Genomic DNA, 18144 nt, shown 5'->3' with positions numbered 1-18144 from the left:
GAAATCCTGTGGGAGCGGGCGTGCCCGCGAAACTGCCATAGATCAGTCAGGAATGCGCAGCACCTGCCCTGGGTAGATCTTGTCCGGGTGCTTGAGCATCGGCTTATTGGCCTCGAAAATCTTTTTGTACTGGCCGGCATTGCCGTACACGACAACGGAGATAGCTGACAGCGTGTCACCCTTCTTCACGGTGACAAACCTCGCCGCCGCCACGACCGGCCCGCTCACGGTGATCTGGTCTTCAACAGTGGCCACCCCTTCGATGTTGCCGGCGGCAAGAATGATCTTCTCTTTCTCCTCCTGGCTGGCCACCTCGCCCTTGAGAATGACCTTGTCACCCTCTACAGTGGCCGAAATGTTCGGGTTGCCCAGGCCGACACTTTCCACGTGTTTCTTCAGCTGTGCCTCGGCATTGGCATTGCCGGGAGTCAGCAGGTCGATCAACTTCTCGCCGGCTTCTTTCACGAAACTGAACAGGCTCATGACGCGCTCCTTGTTGACGTAAACCTCGGAGCCAGGAGTCTAGGCCAGGATTGCCCTGCCCGCCCCACTGCGACCAATCGACGCGGTCTATCAAGGCATAGACCCTAGCGATTAGACGCGCTCGGCACAGCGGCCTAGGCTGATGCTATCAAACAGCCGCCAACAGTCAGTTTCCCGATGCAAAGCAAACCTCCGGTCTGCGCAGCCTCCATGCCTCTGGCCCTGCCCGCCGCCAGCAACACCTACGACTACGTCCAGCTCAGCGACGGCGAACGCGCCTGCACGCCACTGGCCGAAGAAGTCGCCCTGGCCATTGCCTACAACGGCCTGAACCAGGCGGTAATGCTGGTCAGCCCCACCGACCTGGAAGACTTCGCAGTCGGTTTCAGTGTTGGCAGCGGCATCGTCGAAGGCACCGCGGAAATCTACGACCTGAAACTGTCCGGCAGTGGCTCGGCGATGTATGCCGACCTGGAGATTTCCAGCCGGGCGTTCTGGAACCTGAAGAACCAGCGCCGCCAGCTGGCCGGTACCAGCGGCTGCGGCCTGTGCGGGGTGGAAGCCCTGGAACAGGCGCTGCCAGAACTGACCGCTCTGCCTGGCGCGCCGTTGCCGCCGGCGCAATGGCTGGCAGGCCTGCGCGAGCGCATCGATGCGTACACGCCGCTGGGCCAGCACTGCGGTGCCGTGCACGCCGCGCTGTTCATGAACGCCCAGGGCGAACTGCTGATGGGCCGCGAAGACATTGGCCGGCACAACGCCCTCGACAAACTGATCGGCGCCCTGCTGCGCCAAGGCATCAGCACCGCAGGCGGCCTGGCCATCGTCACCAGCCGCTGCAGCCTGGAGCTGATCCAGAAAGTGCTGCGCGCCGGCATCCAGACCTTGGTCAGCCTCTCGGCACCCACTGGCCTGGCCCTGCAATGGGCGCGCAAGCACAACCTCAACCTCATTCATCTGCCCAAACACAGTGCACCGCGGGTCTACAGCCCTGCGGCGGAGTCGTAACAGTCGTGACCTCGTACCAGCAACTCCCGGACAACGCCCCTGCCTCCACCCCTCGTTACCAGCCCTACCACGGCCCTGCCGGTGGTTGGGGCGCGCTGCGCAGCGTAGCCAAGGCCTGGGTCGGCAGCGATAACGCGCTGAAGAACATTCGCGCCCTGCTCAAGACCAACCAGAACGGCGGCTTCGACTGCCCCGGCTGCGCCTGGGGCGATTCGCCCGAGAGCGGCATGGTCAAGTTCTGCGAGAACGGCGCCAAGGCGGTCAACTGGGAAGCGACCAAGCGCCGTGTCGACGCAGCGTTCTTCGCTCGCTACAGCGTCAGCGCACTGCTGCAGCAAAGTGACTACTGGCTTGAGTACCAGGGCCGTCTGACCGAGCCAATGGTCTATGACGCACAGACCGATCGCTACCAGCCGATCAGCTGGGATGCCGCCTTCGCCCTGATCGCCCGTGAACTGAACAAGCTGGCCACGCCCGACCAGGCCGAGTTCTACACCTCCGGCCGGGCCAGCAACGAAGCGGCTTACCTGTATCAGCTGTTCGTGCGGGCCTATGGCACCAACAACTTCCCCGACTGCTCGAACATGTGCCACGAGGCCAGCGGCGTGGCGCTGAGCCAGAGCGTCGGGGTCGGCAAGGGCACAGTCACCTACGACGATTTCGAGCACGCCGATGCGATATTCGTCTGGGGCCAGAACCCGGGCACCAACCACCCACGCATGCTCGACCCACTGCGCGATGCGGTGAAACGTGGCGCCCAGGTGGTCTGCGTCAACCCGCTCAAGGAGCGTGGGCTGGAACGCTTCCAGCACCCGCAGAACCCGCTGGAGATGCTGACCAACAGCGACCGGCCGACCAACACCGCTTTCTTCCGCCCGTCACTGGGCGGTGACATGGCCTTGCTGCGCGGCATGGCCAAGTTCGTCTTGCAATGGGAGCGCGATGCCCAGGCCAACGGCGAGCCCGCCATCTTCGACCATGTGTTCATCGCCGAGCACGGCCATGGCGTGGACGAGTACCTGGCAGCGGTGGACGCCACCTCCTGGGAGCACATCCAGGCACAATCCGGCCTGACGCTGGCCGACATCGAGCTGGCGGCGCGCATGTATTGCCGTGGCAAGCGAGTGATCATGTGCTGGGCGATGGGCATCACCCAGCACCGACACTCGGTGCCGACCATCCAGGAAATCGTCAACCTGCAGATGCTGCGCGGCAACATCGGCGTGCCGGGCGCCGGCCTGTGCCCGGTACGTGGGCACAGCAACGTGCAAGGCGATCGCACCATGGGTATCAACGAGCGCCCGCCTGTGGCGCTGCTCGATGCCATCGAAAAACGCTTCAACTTCCCGGTGCCGCGACATCACGGTCACAACACCGTCGAGGCGATCCACGCCATGCTCGATGGCCGTTCGAAAGTGTTCATCGGCCTCGGCGGCAACTTCGCCCAGGCTACCCCAGACACTGAACGTACCGCCAAGGCACTGCGCAACTGCGAACTCACCGTACAGATCAGCACCAAGCTCAACCGCAGCCACCTGATCCACGGCAAGCAAGCACTGATCCTGCCGTGCCTGGGCCGCACTGACATCGACCTGCAGGCCGACGGGCCACAGGCAGTCACCGTGGAAGACTCGTTCAGCATGGTTCACGCCTCGAATGGCCAGCTCAAGCCGCTTTCACACCAGATGCGCTCGGAGCCTGCCGTGGTCGCCGGTATTGCGGCCGCCACCCTTGGCAAGCACCCGGTGGACTGGCACTGGCTGGTGGCCGACTACGCGCGCATTCGCGACCTGATCGGCGACACCATTGCCGGATTTGCCGGTTTCAATCAGCGCCTGGCTCACCCGGGCGGCTTTTACCTCGGCAACAGCGCCGGCAGCCGTCAGTGGAAAACCAGCACCGGCCGCGCCAACTTCAAGGCCAACCTGCTGCCCGACACCCTGATCGACGAGCGCGTTCGAGCCAGCGGGCAGGTGCCGGACCTGATCATGCAATCGATGCGTTCCCACGATCAGTACAACACCACCATCTACGGCCTGGACGACCGCTACCGAGGCGTGCGCGGGCAGCGCGAGGTACTTTTTGCCAACGAGGCCGACATCATCCGCCTGGGCTTCCAGCCCGGGCAGAAGGTCGACATTGTCTCGTTGTGGGGAGATGAACATGTGCGCCGTGTGCACGGCTTCACATTGCTGGCCTTCGACATCCCCGCCGGGCAGGCGGCGGCGTACTATCCGGAAGTGAACCCGCTGATTCCGCTGGAGAGCATCGGCGACGGCAGCCATACGCCGACTTCCAAATTCGTCGCCATCAAGCTGGAACGCGCGCGGGACGACGGCCGTATCCTGTAAACGCAAGCGCCTCGGCAAGAACGAAAAAAGCCCTGAACCGCGAGGTCCAGGGCTTTGTCACAAATACCTCAGACAAGCGAAAAACGATAAAGTTTCATAGCAAATACAGTAACTTAGAGAATTGTGTACAACTCGTGTTACTCGTCGGATTTTCGTTGCCAGCCGCTCGCCTTAGCCTCAAATTCGCCATCGTCATCCCTATGAGGCTTTCTCGATGAAGAAGTACTCCTCGATTCTGTTGTTGTCTTTCAGCTTGCTCAGCGGCGTTGCCATGGCAGGCGGCAATACCGAGGCTGGCATTGGCGGCGCATTGGGTGGGGTACTCGGCTCCGTAGTGGGCAACTCCATCGGTGGTAGCACCGGCGGTGCCATTGGTGCCGGCCTGGGCGGTGCGGCCGGCGGTGCCCTCGGTGCCGACAAGCGTCAGCGTGGCGAGGCCGCCATTGGTGGCGCCCTGGGCGCTGCAGGCGGTAACGTGGTAGGTCGCTCGATGGGCGGCACCACCGGTAGCTACATCGGTGCGGCCGCGGGCGGCGGTGCTGGTGGTGCCCTGGGTAACTACCTAGGCAACAAGGCCGATGAAGACGAGCGCCATGACGACCGTCGCTACCGTCGTGACTACGACGACCGTCGTCACTACGACCGTGGCCACCACTACGGCCACCGCAAGCACAAGCGCCACTGGCGCGACTGATACCTGGGGCTCAGCCCGCAGGCAAAAAGAGCCCTGCCCTCACCGGCAGGGCTTTTTCATGCCTGCGAATCGAGTTGCAGGCCGGCCAGGATTACCTGCAACGCTTCGGGCAGCGGCACCGGTCGGCCGCTGGCGCGCTCGATGAATACCTGAACAACCGTCCCCGCCGCGCACGCATCGGTTTCCCCCGGGCGATAGAGCGCCAGGCGGTACTCCACCGTACTGCCTGCCAGCCGCGCCACCCCAAGACCTACCTCCAGCACATCCGGGAAGCCCGGCAAGGCGAAGAAGTCTGCCGCAGAACTCACCACGAAGGCCGCCAACTCGCCATCGCGCAGGTCCAGGTCGGCCTGTTCGACAAGGAAGGCCTGAATCGCGGTTTCGAAGAAGCCATGCACGGTAGCGCCGGCGATGTGGCCGTTGACGTCGTTGTCCTGAGGGCGGGTGAGGATTGGGTGGAAGTGGGAGAAGGCCGTGCGGTTGGGGGATTCGGTCATCTGGCAGGCTCGTATCTTGGCTGTGGATGCTGACAGTGAAACAGAAATTCCGCTGTTGTGTTGTTTCCGCTGGCTTCTTCGCGGCTAAAGCCGCTCCCACAGGGATTGCGAGCGACCTGTAGGAGCGTCCCTAGCCGCAAGATTACCGGGGAACAAAAAAGCCGCCCCGGAGGGCGGCTTTCTCGTTACGGCTGGGGCTCAGCTTACAGCTTTGGACCAGCAGCCTTGATTGCATCGGAAACTTCGAATTTCTTGAAGTTCTCGATGAACAGCTTGGCCAGGCCTTTGGCGGCCTCGTCGTAGGCAGCTTTGTCAGCCCAGGTATTGCGTGGGTTGAGCAGCTCGGTTTCAACACCCGGCACGGCCTTCGGCACGTCCAGGTTGATGATGTCCAGGTGCTCGGTTTCGGCGCCGACCAGCGCACCGCTCTGGATAGCGGCGATCACGCCACGGGTGGTCGGGATGCTGAAGCGCTTGCCAACGCCGTAGCCACCACCGGTCCAGCCAGTGTTGACCAGGTAGACCTTGGAGCCGAAAGCGTTGATACGCTTGATCAGCAGCTCGGCGTACTCACCCGCCGGGCGCGGGAAGAACGGCGCGCCGAAGCAGGTGGAGAAGGTCGACTTGATGCCGCCGCCCGAACCCATTTCGGTGGAACCGACCAGCGCGGTGTAGCCGGACAGGAAGTGGTAGGCCGCCTGCTCGTTGTTCAGGATCGAAACCGGAGGCAGAACACCGGTCAGGTCGCAGGTCAGGAAGATGACTGCGTTCGGCTCGCCACCCAGGTTGGCTTCGGCGCGCTTGGCGACGTGCTCCAGCGGGTAGGCGGCGCGGCTGTTCTGGGTCAGGCTGACGTCAGCGTAGTCGGCGTGCTTGTTGGCGTCGAGCACGACGTTTTCCAGCACGGCGCCATGCTTGATGGCTTTCCAGATGACCGGCTCGTTCTTCTCGGACAGGTCGATGCACTTGGCGTAGCAGCCGCCTTCCATGTTGAAGACAACGCCTTCGCCCCAACCGTGCTCGTCGTCACCGATCAGGTAACGGCTTTCATCGGCCGACAGGGTGGTCTTGCCGGTGCCGGACAGGCCGAAGAACAGGGTCACATCACCCTCTTCGCCAATGTTGGCAGCGCAGTGCATCGGCAGCACGTCAGCGGCCGGCAGCAGGAAGTTCTGCACCGAGAACATGGCTTTCTTCATTTCACCGGCGTAGCGCATGCCAGCGATCAGCACTTTCTTCTGGGCGAAGTTGATGATCACGCAACCGTCGGAGTTGGTACCGTCACGCTCAGGTTCGCAAACGAAGTTGGCGACGTTGAGGATCTGCCACTGGTCGCGACCAGCCGGGTTGAACTGCTCCGGATTGATGAACAGGCAACGACCGAACAGGTTCTGCCAGGCAGTCTGGGTGGTCATCTTGACCGGCAGGTAGTGCTCGGCAGCAGCGCCTACGTGAACGTAGGAAACGAAGTGATCCTGGGCGTTGTTGAACGCCTCGACGCGGTCCCACAGGGCATCGAACTTGTCGGCCGGGAACTTGCGGTTGATCGGGCCCCAGGCGATGGCGGCCTGGGTGGAAGGTTCTTCGACGATGAAACGGTCAGCCGGCGAGCGACCAGTACGGTGGCCCGTTTCGACTACCAGTGCGCCAGTATCGGCCAGCACGCCTTCACCGCGGGACAGCGCTTCTTTAACCAGCTCATCGACGCTCAGGTCGGTGTACACGGTGTTGTTGGCTTGCGTCATGAGATACCCCATCCGGCCCGAGGCCGAGTGCTCCAAACGTTTTGTAGTTGTCTCGAAAAAACTACTACAGCGAAAAAAGTGGCCGGATTATGCCAGAAACGCCCAAAAAAAGTAGGCCCCTCCTGTCAGAACCGCTCTTTTGCGCAATTCGACAGGAGATTTCCCTGAAATTAAACGTTTCAGTGGCGAGTTTCTGACGCCGCTTCCGTGCCGCCACCGGCAAACAGTTGCGCAACATCGCTGGCATCGAAGAAATAGCGCTGGTTACAGAACTGGCAATCGATCTCTACCGTACCGCCGCACTCCTCGACCAGCGCCTTGGCATCCTGTTCGCCCAAACTGACCAGCGCATTGCCGGAACGTTCGCGCGAGCAACTGCATTTGAAGCGCAGCGGCTGGATGTCGAACAGGCGTACCGCGTCCTCGTGGTAAAGACGGTGCAGCAGGGTTTCGTTGTCTTCCGACCATTCTTCGGGCTTGAGCGTCTTGGCCAGGGCAATCACATGCTGCCAGCTGTCTTCACGTTCCTCATCGTCCGGCTGGCGATCGCGTGGCAGCTGCTGCAGCAGCAGGCCACGGGCTTTGCCGCCTTCGGCATTGAGCCAGAAGCGGGTGTTGAGCTGCTGCGACTGCACGAAGTAGTTGGTGAAGCATTCCGACAGGTTGGCACCGTCCAGGTCGACGGTGCCCTGGTAGCGCTGGCCTTTGACCGGGTCGATGGTCAGGGTCAGGTGGCCGCCGGGCATCAACTGCTCCAGGGTAGCGTCGGCCGGGATCTGCTCCGCTTCGTAACGGGCCATGCCGCGGATGTCGCGCTCGCCCGAGCATTCGACCATCAGCAGCGGGATCGGCCCTTCGGAGCGCGCCTGCAGGATCAGCAAGCCGTCGAACTTCAGCGCGCCCACCAGCAAGGCGGTGGCGGCCATCAGTTCGCCAAGCAGTGCCTGCACCGGCTGCGGGTAATCATGACGCGCCAGCACCGCGGCGTAGCTGTCATCGAGAGACACCCACTCGCCGCGCACATCGCGCTCGTCGAAGATGAAACGTTGGGTGAAATCGGTATCAGGCAAATCGCTCATAGGTTTTGGCTATCTGAAAAATGATGACAAAATGGTTACACGGGATTTCGAACTATTGCGCAATCCCGTGGTAGAACGCTCACAAGGCGTTCTGATTCCCGTTGGCAATAGAGGTATTTTATGGACAATCGACCACTGTTCCAAGCGAGGTGGTCCTGGGGGCCATTGGCAGCCTGTACGCTGCTTCCCATCGCTCTACTGTGTTTCTGGTTATGGCCTGTTGGCCAGATCCTGTGCCTGACTTTCGACGAGTGGCTATTCCATAGCCTGAACGCGCCACTGGCTGACCACACTGCCTGGCGCTACATCTGGACCGTGGGCAGCCTGCGCCCCTTCGACATCGTCGTCGGCCTGATCCTTTTGGCCGTACTGATCCGCGGCAACTGGGTGTTCAAGGCCAGCCAGGTTCGCGAAGCCTTCTTTGGCTTTCTGGTCACGCTGCTCCTGTTAGTGGTGATTCGCGCGCTGTTTTCCAAGTGGGTGGATGCAATGGGTTGGCAACATGACAGCCCATCGATGGTGTTCGACAACGTGGTACACCTCAGCAACTACTACCCGAACCTGGAAAAAGCCTGGGAACTGAAAGACCGTTCAAGCAACAGTTTCCCAGGCGACCATGCCTCGGTGCTGCTGATCTGGGCCCTGTTCTTGAGCCTGTTCAGCCGCCGGCTCGTGCAGCATCTGGTGGTCTGGGGCCTGGCGCTCCTGTTCATGATGCCGCGGCTGGTGGCCGGAGCGCACTGGGGACAGGACGACTACATCGGCGGCCTGTTGATGGCAGTGCTGGCGCTGGGCTGGAGCTGCCATACGCCGTTGGCAGCCAAGGGCAGCGCCTTGCTGCTGCGCTGGACCGCTCCGCTGTTTGCCATTGCCGGGAAGCTACCGTTGGTCGGGCGATTGGCGGTAATCCGCTAAGCCACTGGGGCTGCCTTGCAGCCCCAGCTATTCGAAACTCCCGTGCAGCTGGTGAATCTGCCGCCGCTGCTTCTTGTTCGGGCGGCCATCCGAAGTAACCCCCATCGCCCCCGCCTTGCGCATCTCGGCCGCCTGCTCACGGCGGCGCACGCTGTCCTCGGTCTCTTCATACAACGTCTGCGCTTCTGGCGCCCCACGCCGCACCACCGACAACGCCTTGACCACAACAGTGCGCTCGTCGAACCCGGTACGCAGCACGAACTCATCGCCTATCCGCGGCTCCTTGCCCGGTTTGCAACGCTCACCCCGGCAGTGCACCTTACCGCTCTCGATGGCCGCCTTGGCCAGCGCACGGGTCTTGTAGAAGCGTGCCGCCCACAGCCACTTGTCCAAGCGGACCTTGTCGTCATCCTCGGCTTTTTGTGCCATCTCGTTTCCTCGAATTCTGTCTTTCATCGAACTGTACTACCGTAACTGACGGATGCAAAAAGTCCCCGCCGTGCTTACAGTTCACCACCTTATCCGCAGGGTGTGCTTCGTGAAGAAATTTGACCATCTGACAGTCATCGGCCTGCGCGAGTGGGTGGCCCTGCCCGACCTTGGCGTGGCAGGCCTGCGGGCGAAGATCGACACCGGTGCCAGCACCTCCAGCCTGCATGCCACCGAGGTCGAGCCATTCGAGCGTGACGGCCAGCGCTGGGTACGCTTTACCGCCCACCTCGGGTCGGTGGTGCAACTGCGTCACCGCCGCTGTGAAGCTCCGCTGGTCACCATGAAGACCATCAAGAGCTCCAACGGCCAGGCTCAGACCCGTTACGTGATCCGCACTACGCTGGCACTGGGCGATGCGGTCTGGGAAGTCGAATTTACCCTGGCCTGCCGCAAGAACATGCGCTATCGCCTGCTGCTGGGCTCCAAGGCGCTCATACATGGCCAGCTGGTGGTCAACCCCGGCCTGAAATATGTACAAGACAAACCGGCCTATCCGGCCACCCTCTCCCCTGTCACAGGTGCTGCATGAAGATCGCTGTGCTGTCGCGCAATCCGCGTCTGTATTCCACCCGCCGTCTCGTCGAAGCCGGTACCCAGCGGGGCCATGAAATGGTGGTGATCGACACCCTGCGGGCCTACATGAACATCGCCAGCCACAAGCCGCAGATCCACTACCGCGGCAAACCGCTGGAAGGCTTCGATGCAGTCATCCCGCGCATCGGTGCCTCAGTGACCTTCTACGGCTGCGCGGTGCTGCGCCAGTTCGAGATGATGGGCGTATACCCGTTGAACGAATCGGTGGCCATCGCCCGCTCGCGTGACAAGCTGCGCTCGCTGCAGCTGCTGTCGCGCCGGGGTATCGGCCTGCCGATCACCGGTTTCGCCCACTCGCCGGATGACATCCCTGACCTGATCCAGATGGTCAATGGCGCACCGCTGGTGATCAAGGTGCTGGAAGGCACCCAAGGCATCGGCGTAGTGCTGTGCGAGACCACCAAGGCAGCCGAGTCGGTGATTGAGGCATTCATGGGGCTGAAGCAGAACATCATGGTCCAGGAGTACATCAAGGAGGCCGGTGGTGCGGACATCCGCTGCTTCGTGGTGGGCGACAAGGTGATCGCCTCGATGAAGCGCCAGGCCAAGCCGGGGGAGTTCCGCTCCAACCTGCACCGCGGCGGGGTGGCCAGCCTGATCAAGATCACCCCCGAAGAGCGTATGACCGCCATTCGTGCTGCCAAGGTGATGGGGCTGAGCGTGGCGGGGGTGGATATCCTGCGCTCTAACCATGGGCCACTGGTGATGGAAGTGAACTCGTCGCCTGGGCTGGAAGGGATCGAAGTGACCACCGGCAAGAATGTGGCCGGGATGATCATCGAGCACCTTGAAAAGAATGGCGGGCCGAACCAGACCCGTACCAAGGGTAAAGGCTGATTCGGCCTGCCCCGGCCTCTTCGCGGCTGCAGGAGCGGCTTTAGCCGCGAAGAGGCGGGAGAACCTCACACGGCATTGCGCGGCAACAACAGCCCCAACGGCAGCCGCACACGCGCTTCGATACCGCCACCAGAGCGGTTGCGCAACTCGACATTGCCACCGTGCTGCGCCGCGATCCGCTTGACGATCGCCAAGCCCAGCCCGGTCCCCTTGCCGCCGCGGGCACGGTCCCCGCGAATGAACGGGTTGAAGATGGTTTCCAGTTCGGATTCGTCGATCCCGGTCCCCCGGTCCAGCACGCTGAGCACCACATACGGTGCGCTCTCGTCGCCCGACACATAGGCCGCCACCTCGACGCCCTTGCCAGCGTGATGCAACGCATTGCCGATCAGGTTGCCGAGCATGCGCTTGAGCGAAACCCGGCGCAGCGGGAACGGCGGAATAGGCTCCAGGCACAGGCGCACGCGCTCTTCCGGCTGGTTATAGGGCGCCACCACCTCGCGCACCAGGTCGGCCAGGTCGACCTCCTCCACCGGCTCGTCCCGACCATCGCGGATGAACGCGAGGAACTGATCCAGAATCGCGTCCATGTCCTCGATATCGCGGACCATGTCGTCACTCAACTCGTTGTCACTGTCCAACAACGACAAAGACAGGCGCAGGCGCGTGAGCGGCGTACGCAAGTCATGTGAAACCCCGGCCAACATCAGCTCCCGCTCACGACCCGCCTGTTCGACATCTTCAGCCATCTGGTTGAAGGCCCGGTACACCTCGGTCATCTCGCTGGGGGTGTCGCTGATCGGCAGACGCACGCTGCGCCCCTGACCCAACTGCCGGGCGGCGAACACCAGACGCTTCAACGGCTGGTTGAGCTGACGCACGAAGATCCACGCCGAGGCAGTGGACAACAGGCCAATGGCCAGGAACCAGCCCAGCACGTTCCAGATCTTCTGCCCACGCAGCGGATGCGGGTACAACGGTACCTTCAGCCAGCCCGGGCCCAGGCTTGGTGCGTTCACCCACAAGGCGGGCGGAGCATGGATGCGCAGGCGCACTTCGGTATCTTCGCCCAACTCGGCCTGCATCTGCCGCTGGTAGATCTCGCTGTAAGGCCAGTGCTGTTCACCCTCCGGCACACCGGAACCGGTAACCCGGATCAGCCCGGCGGCTTCGGCGATCTTGTCGCGGTTTTCTTCATCCGCCGCCCAATAGGCGCGAAGGGTCAGCGCCACGCCGTGGCTGTACTGCCGATCAACCAGTACGTCCTCGTTCATCAGCAGGTAGACGAGCGTCAGTGCCTTGGAGAACAGGACAACGATCAACACCAGCCACAGGGTGCGGGCAAAGAAGCTTTGCGGGAACCAGAGCGGCGTTTTCATCGACGGCAAAGCATCATTTGCCAGCGTTTCCGTCTGGCACGAACACATAGCCGACGCCCCAGACCGTCTGGATGTAGCGTGGCTTGGACGGGTCCGGCTCGATCATGCGGCGCAGGCGCGAGATCTGCACGTCGATGGACCGCTCGAGGGCATCCCACTCGCGGCCACGGGCAAGGTTCATCAGCTTGTCGCGGGTCAGCGGCTCGCGCGCATGCATCACCAGCGCCTTGAGCACGGCGAATTCGCCGGTGGTGAGCATGTGCACTTCGTCGCCACGCTTGAGCTCGCGGGTAGCCAGCGACAGCTCGTAGTCGCCGAAGGTGACCGACTCGTCCTCGCTGCCCGGGGCACCCGGCACGCTCGGTGCCTGGCGGCGCAGCACGGCCTTGACCCGCGCCATCAGCTCGTCCGGGTTGAACGGCTTGCCCAGGTAGTCGTCTGCGCCCAGTTCCAGGCCTTTGATGCGGCTGAGCTCGTCACCTTTGGCGGTGAGCATGATGATCGGGATCTGGTTGTTCGACTGGCGCAGGCGCTTGCAGGCGGACAGGCCGTCTTCGCCTGGCAGCATCAAATCGAGCACCACCAGGTTGAACACCTCGCGCGCCAGCAGGCGGTCCATCTGTTCGGTGTTGGGCACCGCACGGGCGCGGTAGCCCTTGCTGGTGAAGAAACGTTCCAGCAGGCTGCTGAGCCCCGGGTCGTCGTCGACGATGAGAATCTTGTCACCTTCAGCGGTGTTTGCGGTGCCGGTCATGAATAACTCCTCTGATATCGCCGCGCATTATGGCGTAGCCACTGCTGCACGTTGCGTGAGCATTGTTAGCAGATTTTTCCCCGGGCGCCAGTTCCGGCTGGCCGGGCGCCATCACCGCAAGCCGTTTGCGATGGGTATAATGCGCGGCTTTCATCCAGCGCCACCGGGCTCAAGGCCCACCGGCGACCCCCGTATTCACAAAATGTCAGGTGGTTTACATGGACAGCATCAACAGCCGTATCGCCGAGGAACTGGGCGTACGCCCCCAGCAGGTCGAGGCGGCCGTGGGCCTGTTGGACGAAGGCTCGACCGTGCCTTTCATCGCCCGTTACCGCAAGGAAGTGACCGGTAGCCTCGACGACACCCAGTTGCGCCATCTGGAAGAACGCCTGCGCTATTTGCGCGAGCTCGACGAGCGCCGTGCCAGCATCCTGTCCAGCATCGAGGAACAGGGCAAGCTGACGCCGGAACTGGCCCGCGAGATCAAGCTGGCCGATACCAAGACGCGTCTCGAAGACCTCTACCTGCCGTACAAGCAGAAGCGCCGCACCAAGGGCCAGATCGCCCTGGAAGCCGGCCTCGGCGAACTGGCCGACGGCCTGTTCAACGACCCCGGCCTGGCGCCGGAAAGCGAAGCCGCGCGCTTCGTCGACGCCGAAAGAGGCGTGGCCGATGTGAAGGCCGCGCTGGAAGGCGCCAAGTACATCCTCATGGAGCGCTTCGCCGAAGACGCTGCCCTGCTCGACAAGCTGCGCAATTTCCTCAAGCAGGAAGCGGTGCTCAGCGCCCGCGTGGTGGCGGGCAAGGAAGAAGACGGCGCGAAGTTCCGCGACTACTTCGCCCATGACGAGCTGCTGCGCACGGCCCCTTCGCACCGCGCCCTGGCGATTTTCCGCGGGCGCAACGAAGGCGTGCTGAGCGCCTCGCTCAAGGTCGGCGAAGAATTGCCCGGGACCCTGCACCCGTGCGAACTGATGATCGGCAACCACGTCGGCATCGAAAACCGCGGCCGCCCGGCCGACAAATGGTTGGCTGAAGTGGTCCGCTGGACCTGGAAGGTCAAGCTCTACACTCACCTGGAAACCGACCTGTTCGGCGAGCTGCGCGACAATGCCGAGAGCGAGGCGATCAACGTCTTCGCCCACAACCTGCACGACCTGCTGTTGGCCGCCCCGGCCGGCCCGCGCGCCACCCTGGGCTTCGACCCGGGCCTGCGCACCGGCTGCAAGATCGCCGTGGTCGATGCCACCGGCAAGCTGCTGGACCACACCACGGTCTACCCGCATGCACCGAAGAACGACTGGGACCGCACCATTTCCATCATGGCCGCGCTGTGCGCGAAGCACTCGGTGGAGCTGATCGCCATCGGCAACGGCACCGCCAGCCGCGAGAGCGACAAGCTGGTGGCCGAGCTGGTCAAGAAATACCCCGCCCTGAAAATTACCAAGGTCATGGTCTCCGAGGCAGGTGCTTCGGTGTATTCGGCGTCTGAACTGGCCGCCCGCGAATTCCCGGACCTGGACGTGTCGATCCGTGGCGCCGTGTCAATCGCCCGCCGCCTGCAGGACCCGCTGGCCGAGCTGGTCAAGATCGACCCGAAATCCATCGGTGTCGGCCAGTACCAGCACGACGTGTCGCAAATCAAGCTGGCCCGTGGCCTGGACGCCGTGGTCGAGGACTGCGTGAACGCCGTGGGGGTCGACGTCAACACCGCTTCGGTCGCGCTGCTCACCCGGATTTCGGGCCTGAACGCGACCCTGGCCCAGAACATCGTCGCCCACCGCGACGCCAACGGCCCATTCGCCACCCGAGCGGCACTGAAAAAGGTCAGCCGCCTGGGCGAGAAGACCTTCGAACAGGCCGCAGGCTTCCTGCGCGTGATGAACGGCGACAACCCGCTCGACGCTTCCGCCGTGCACCCCGAGGCCTACCCGTTGGTGCAGCGCATCGCCGCCGGCACCGACCGCGATATCCGCTCGCTGATTGGCGACAGCGCCTTCCTCAAGCGCCTGGACCCCAAGCAGTTCACCGACGAGACTTTCGGCCTGCCGACCGTCACCGACATCCTGCAGGAACTGGACAAACCAGGCCGCGACCCGCGCCCGGAGTTCAAGACCGCCACCTTCCAGGACGGCGTCGAGGACCTCAAGGACCTGGAGCCGGGCATGATCCTCGAAGGCGTGGTGACCAACGTCACCAACTTCGGTGCCTTCGTCGACATCGGCGTGCACCAGGACGGCCTTGTGCATATCTCGGCGCTGTCGGAGAAGTTCGTCAAGGACCCGCGTGAAGCGGTCAAGGCCGGTGACGTGGTCAAGGTCAAGGTCATGGAAGTCGACATCCCGCGCAAGCGCGTCGGCCTGTCGATGCGCATGAGCGACACCCCGGGCGAGAAAGTCGACGGCAACCGTGGTGGCAACCGGGGCAATGGCGGCAACCGCCAGCAGCAGGCGCCACGCCAGCGTGAAACCGCCACCGCAGCCCCGGCCAACAATGCCATGGCTGCCCTGTTCGCCAACGCCAAGCAACTGAAGAAGAAGTGATGGACATTCCCAAGGAAGTGGTCCAAAGCGCTTACAGCCAGCTCCTTGGCTGCCGCGTGCAACGCCTGGATACAGGCGTTGCCGAGGTGGCCCTGGCGCTCGAGCCACACCTGCGCAACCGTGGCCAGAAGCTGCACGGCGGGGCGATCTTCAGCCTGGTGGACATCGCCATGGGCCTGGCCTGCTCGGCGAGTCACGGTTTCGACCAGCAGAGCGTGACCATCGAATGCAAGATCAACTACCTGCGCGCCGTCAGCGACGGTGAAGTGCTGTGCACTGCCCGTGTGCTGCACGCCGGGCGCCGTACCCTGGTGGTCGACGCCGACGTAGTTCAAGGCGACAAACTGGTAGCAAAAGCGCAAGGAACCTTCGCGGTTCTCTAGCTCACCAAGGGCTATCTGCGGTATTTTTCGGCAGTGCGCTGGCACTGCCGGAACCGCGTAAACCAGGCGACAACGCCAGTTCCTTTCTTCCTACCCTTGTAGACCGTCAGCTCTACCCCCATATTGGGGCGACTGACGCGTGAAGGAATACATCTTGAGCGACCTCCTCAACCGCCGCCTGAGCCTGCTCGGCGCCAATCTCCCCCTGCTCAAGCAGTGCCTGCACGGTATTGAGCGCGAATGCCTGCGCGTGACCGACGAAGGTCGCCTGGCCCAGACCCCGCATCCCGAGGCACTGGGCTCGGCGCTGACCAACGAGCAGATCACCACCGACTATTCCGAGTCGCTGCTGGAGTTCATCACGCCGGCGCTGGCCGACCCGGCCGAGGTGCTCGAAAGCCTCGAACAGACCCACCGTTTCGTCTACAGCAAGCTTCGCGACGAGTATTTGTGGAGTCCGTCGATGCCTTGCACGTTGCCGGCCGAGGAGGACATACCGATCGCCGAGTACGGCACTTCGAACATCGGTAAGCTCAAGCACGTCTACCGCAAGGGCCTGGCCCTGCGCTACGGCCGCACCATGCAGTGCATCGCCGGTATTCATTACAATTTCTCGCTGCCTGAAGCGCTGTGGCCGCTGCTGCGCGATGCCGAAGGCGGTGAGGAGAGCGATCGCGACTACCAGTCCTCGGCGTACATTGCGCTGATCCGCAACTTCCGCCGCTACAGTTGGCTGCTGATGTACCTGTTCGGCGCCTCGCCAGCACTGGACAAGGGCTTCCTGCGCGGGCGCCCGCACCAGCTCGAAGAACTGGACGCCGAAACCCTGTACCTGCCTTATGCCACCAGCCTGCGCATGAGCGACCTGGGCTACCAGAGCAACGCCCAGGCCGGCCTCACACCCTGCTACAACAACCTTGCCAGCTACACCGACAGCCTGCGCAAGGCCGTGGGCACGCCCTACCCGCCCTATGTCGAGGTCGGTACGCACGTCGATGGCGAATGGGTGCAACTGAATACCAACATCCTGCAGATCGAGAACGAGTACTACTCGAACATCCGCCCGAAACGCGTCACCTACACCGGCGAGCGGCCGATCCAGGCCCTGACCTCGCGCGGCGTGCAATATGTCGAAGTGCGCTGCCTGGACATCAACCCCTTCCTGCCGGTAGGCATCGACCTGACCGAAGCGCGCTTCCTCGACGCGTTCCTGCTGTTCTGCGCCCTTGCAGAAAGCCCGCAACTGGACAACGGTGAGTGTGGTCAGTGCACCAGCAACTTCCTCAGCGTGGTCAAGGAAGGCCGTCGTCCGGGCCTGGAACTGCATCGCAACGGCCAGCCTGTCGCCCTGCGCGAATGGGCCACCGAACTGATCAGCCGCATCGGCCAGCTGGCGGAGCTGCTCGACCGTGCCCAAGGTGGCGACGAACACGCCAAGGCCCTGGCCGCCCAGCAGGCCAAGGTCGATGACGCCTCGCTGACCCCGTCGGCCCAGGTGCTGGCGCGCATGACCGAGCACGACGAAACCTTCATCGAATTCTCCCTGCGCCAGAGCCGCCTGCACGCACAGACCTTCCGCGAGCAGCCACTGTCAGTCGAGCAGCAACAGGCCTTCGAGACGTTGGCTCACGAGTCGCTGGCCAGGCAGTCGGAGCTGGAGCAGGAGGAAGTCGGCGATTTCGACCTGTTCGTCGGCGCCTACCAGGCCAGCATCCTGGCAATCAGCAACTGATGAACCGCAGCACCGTCCAGCGCAAGCCACGCGCCAGCAGCCAGGCCAGGATCGAAGCGATCCTGGCAGCCGCGCGCGAGTTGCTGGCTGAACAAGGGGTGGCGGCGCTGTCGATCTACAGCGTGGCCGAGCGGGCGCAGATTCCACCGTCGTCGGTGTATCACTTCTTCGCCAGCGTCCCGGCGTTGCTGGAGGCGCTGACCGCCGATGTGCACCGGGCCTTTCGCGAGGCATTGAGTGCGCCGATCGACAGCAGCGCGTTTGCCACCTGGCATGAGCTGTCGCGATTGATCGAACAGCGCATGCTCGACATCTACAACGAGGATGCGGCAGCCCGGCAATTGATTTTGGCCCAGCATGGGCTCAGCGAAGTGGTGCAAGCCGACCGGCAGCACGACATGGAACTGGGCGAGCTGATGCAAAAGCTGTTCGACCAGCACTTCCACCTGCCGGTGATGCCGACAGATGTGGATGTGTTCGCCCTGGCGATGGAGCTGAGCGACCGGGTGTATGCGCGGTCGGTGCAGCTGCATGAGGCAATCACCCCGCGCATGGCCGAAGAGGGCAAGCGGGTATTCGAGGCGTATCTGGGGCTTTATCTGCCGCCGTTTCTGGCCAAGCGTACCAATTGAATATATTGGGGCCGCTGTGCAGCCCC

General features: G+C 63.0%; 17 protein-coding genes. 10 read left to right on the top strand and 7 right to left on the bottom strand.

Annotation, left to right across the window (positions count from 1 at the left end; genetic code table 11):
- Positions 1 to 42: 42 nt before the first annotated feature.
- Positions 43 to 483 carry a peptidoglycan-binding protein LysM gene (gene lysM, locus ACQKPS_RS06045; RefSeq protein ID WP_254482031.1) on the bottom strand — a complete coding sequence of 147 codons (441 nt, stop codon included), beginning with the start codon at positions 481 to 483 and terminating at the stop codon, positions 43 to 45.
- A gap of 177 nt (positions 484 to 660) precedes the next feature.
- Here lysM and fdhD point away from each other — a divergent pair, with 177 nt between their 5' ends.
- The 3 genes from fdhD to ACQKPS_RS06030 all read left to right on the top strand — a co-directional run bounded on the left by fdhD (position 661) and on the right by ACQKPS_RS06030 (position 4536).
- Complete coding sequence (gene fdhD, locus ACQKPS_RS06040) at positions 661 to 1491, top strand: formate dehydrogenase accessory sulfurtransferase FdhD (protein ID WP_283723337.1); 831 nt, start codon at positions 661 to 663, stop codon at positions 1489 to 1491.
- Positions 1492 to 1496: 5 nt separating this feature from the next.
- Positions 1497 to 3842 (top strand): FdhF/YdeP family oxidoreductase, encoded by a 2346-nt coding sequence (locus tag ACQKPS_RS06035; protein WP_427603154.1) that lies wholly within the window; start codon positions 1497 to 1499, stop codon positions 3840 to 3842.
- 214 nt (positions 3843 to 4056) lie between these two features.
- Positions 4057 to 4536, top strand: coding sequence for a glycine zipper domain-containing protein (locus tag ACQKPS_RS06030; protein ID WP_254485631.1), 480 nt, complete (start codon positions 4057 to 4059; stop codon positions 4534 to 4536).
- 56 nt (positions 4537 to 4592) lie between these two features.
- Here ACQKPS_RS06030 and ACQKPS_RS06025 read toward each other — a convergent pair whose 3' ends face one another.
- The 3 genes from ACQKPS_RS06025 to hslO all read right to left on the bottom strand — a co-directional run bounded on the left by ACQKPS_RS06025 (position 4593) and on the right by hslO (position 7857).
- The gene (locus ACQKPS_RS06025) at positions 4593 to 5033 is read right to left on the bottom strand and encodes an acyl-CoA thioesterase (RefSeq protein ID WP_254482041.1); all 441 of its coding nucleotides are present in this window, start codon (positions 5031 to 5033) and stop codon (positions 4593 to 4595) included.
- 203 nt (positions 5034 to 5236) lie between these two features.
- Positions 5237 to 6778 carry a phosphoenolpyruvate carboxykinase gene (locus ACQKPS_RS06020; RefSeq protein WP_054885907.1) on the bottom strand — a complete coding sequence of 514 codons (1542 nt, stop codon included), beginning with the start codon at positions 6776 to 6778 and terminating at the stop codon, positions 5237 to 5239.
- A 179-nt stretch (positions 6779 to 6957) separates the two neighbouring features.
- Positions 6958 to 7857 carry an Hsp33 family molecular chaperone HslO gene (gene hslO / locus ACQKPS_RS06015; RefSeq protein ID WP_254482059.1) on the bottom strand — a complete coding sequence of 300 codons (900 nt, stop codon included), beginning with the start codon at positions 7855 to 7857 and terminating at the stop codon, positions 6958 to 6960.
- Between the two features lie 120 nt (positions 7858 to 7977).
- Here hslO and ACQKPS_RS06010 point away from each other — a divergent pair, with 120 nt between their 5' ends.
- Positions 7978 to 8772 (top strand): phosphatase PAP2 family protein, encoded by a 795-nt coding sequence (locus ACQKPS_RS06010; protein ID WP_427603151.1) that lies wholly within the window; start codon positions 7978 to 7980, stop codon positions 8770 to 8772.
- 27 nt (positions 8773 to 8799) lie between these two features.
- Here ACQKPS_RS06010 and ACQKPS_RS06005 read toward each other — a convergent pair whose 3' ends face one another.
- Positions 8800 to 9201, bottom strand: coding sequence for an RNA-binding S4 domain-containing protein (locus tag ACQKPS_RS06005; protein WP_254482063.1), 402 nt, complete (start codon positions 9199 to 9201; stop codon positions 8800 to 8802).
- Between the two features lie 109 nt (positions 9202 to 9310).
- On the opposite strand from ACQKPS_RS06005, the gene ACQKPS_RS06000 reads away from it, so the two are divergent.
- Entirely contained in the window at positions 9311 to 9793 is a 483-nt protein-coding gene (locus tag ACQKPS_RS06000; protein WP_054885911.1) for an ATP-dependent zinc protease family protein, read from the top strand.
- Positions 9790 to 10695, top strand: a complete 906-nt coding sequence (gene rimK / locus ACQKPS_RS05995; RefSeq protein ID WP_015268602.1) for a 30S ribosomal protein S6--L-glutamate ligase — start codon at positions 9790 to 9792, stop codon at positions 10693 to 10695. Before ACQKPS_RS06000 ends, rimK begins: the two co-directional genes overlap by 4 nt.
- A 65-nt stretch (positions 10696 to 10760) precedes the next feature.
- Here the strand turns inward: rimK and ACQKPS_RS05990 are convergent, their stop codons facing one another.
- Positions 10761 to 12074 (bottom strand): ATP-binding protein, encoded by a 1314-nt coding sequence (locus ACQKPS_RS05990; protein WP_313200900.1) that lies wholly within the window; start codon positions 12072 to 12074, stop codon positions 10761 to 10763.
- Between the two features lie 13 nt (positions 12075 to 12087).
- On the bottom strand, positions 12088 to 12828 hold the full coding sequence (gene ompR / locus ACQKPS_RS05985) for a two-component system response regulator OmpR (RefSeq protein WP_085273867.1): 741 nt from the start codon (positions 12826 to 12828) through the stop codon (positions 12088 to 12090).
- Positions 12829 to 13046: 218 nt separating this feature from the next.
- On the opposite strand from ompR, the gene ACQKPS_RS05980 reads away from it, so the two are divergent.
- From ACQKPS_RS05980 to ACQKPS_RS05965, 4 genes are all read left to right on the top strand, one after another.
- Entirely contained in the window at positions 13047 to 15371 is a 2325-nt protein-coding gene (locus ACQKPS_RS05980; RefSeq protein WP_427603147.1) for a Tex family protein, read from the top strand.
- The gene (locus ACQKPS_RS05975; RefSeq protein ID WP_176509123.1) at positions 15371 to 15754 is read left to right on the top strand and encodes a PaaI family thioesterase; all 384 of its coding nucleotides are present in this window, start codon (positions 15371 to 15373) and stop codon (positions 15752 to 15754) included. Before ACQKPS_RS05980 ends, ACQKPS_RS05975 begins: the two co-directional genes overlap by 1 nt.
- 154 nt (positions 15755 to 15908) lie before the next feature.
- On the top strand, positions 15909 to 17486 hold the full coding sequence (gene gshA / locus ACQKPS_RS05970) for a glutamate--cysteine ligase (protein ID WP_254482067.1): 1578 nt from the start codon (positions 15909 to 15911) through the stop codon (positions 17484 to 17486).
- Positions 17486 to 18118: a TetR/AcrR family transcriptional regulator gene (locus tag ACQKPS_RS05965; RefSeq protein ID WP_254482075.1), complete on the top strand. Its 633-nt coding sequence runs from the start codon at positions 17486 to 17488 to the stop codon at positions 18116 to 18118. The genes gshA and ACQKPS_RS05965 overlap by 1 nt, the downstream gene beginning before the upstream one ends.
- Positions 18119 to 18144: the final 26 nt, after the last annotated feature.

The organism is Pseudomonas sp. NPDC086566, from assembly GCF_050280885.1.
Classification (GTDB): domain Bacteria; phylum Pseudomonadota; class Gammaproteobacteria; order Pseudomonadales; family Pseudomonadaceae; genus Aquipseudomonas; species Aquipseudomonas vlassakiae.
This window is presented reverse-complemented; position numbering and strand designations above follow the sequence as displayed.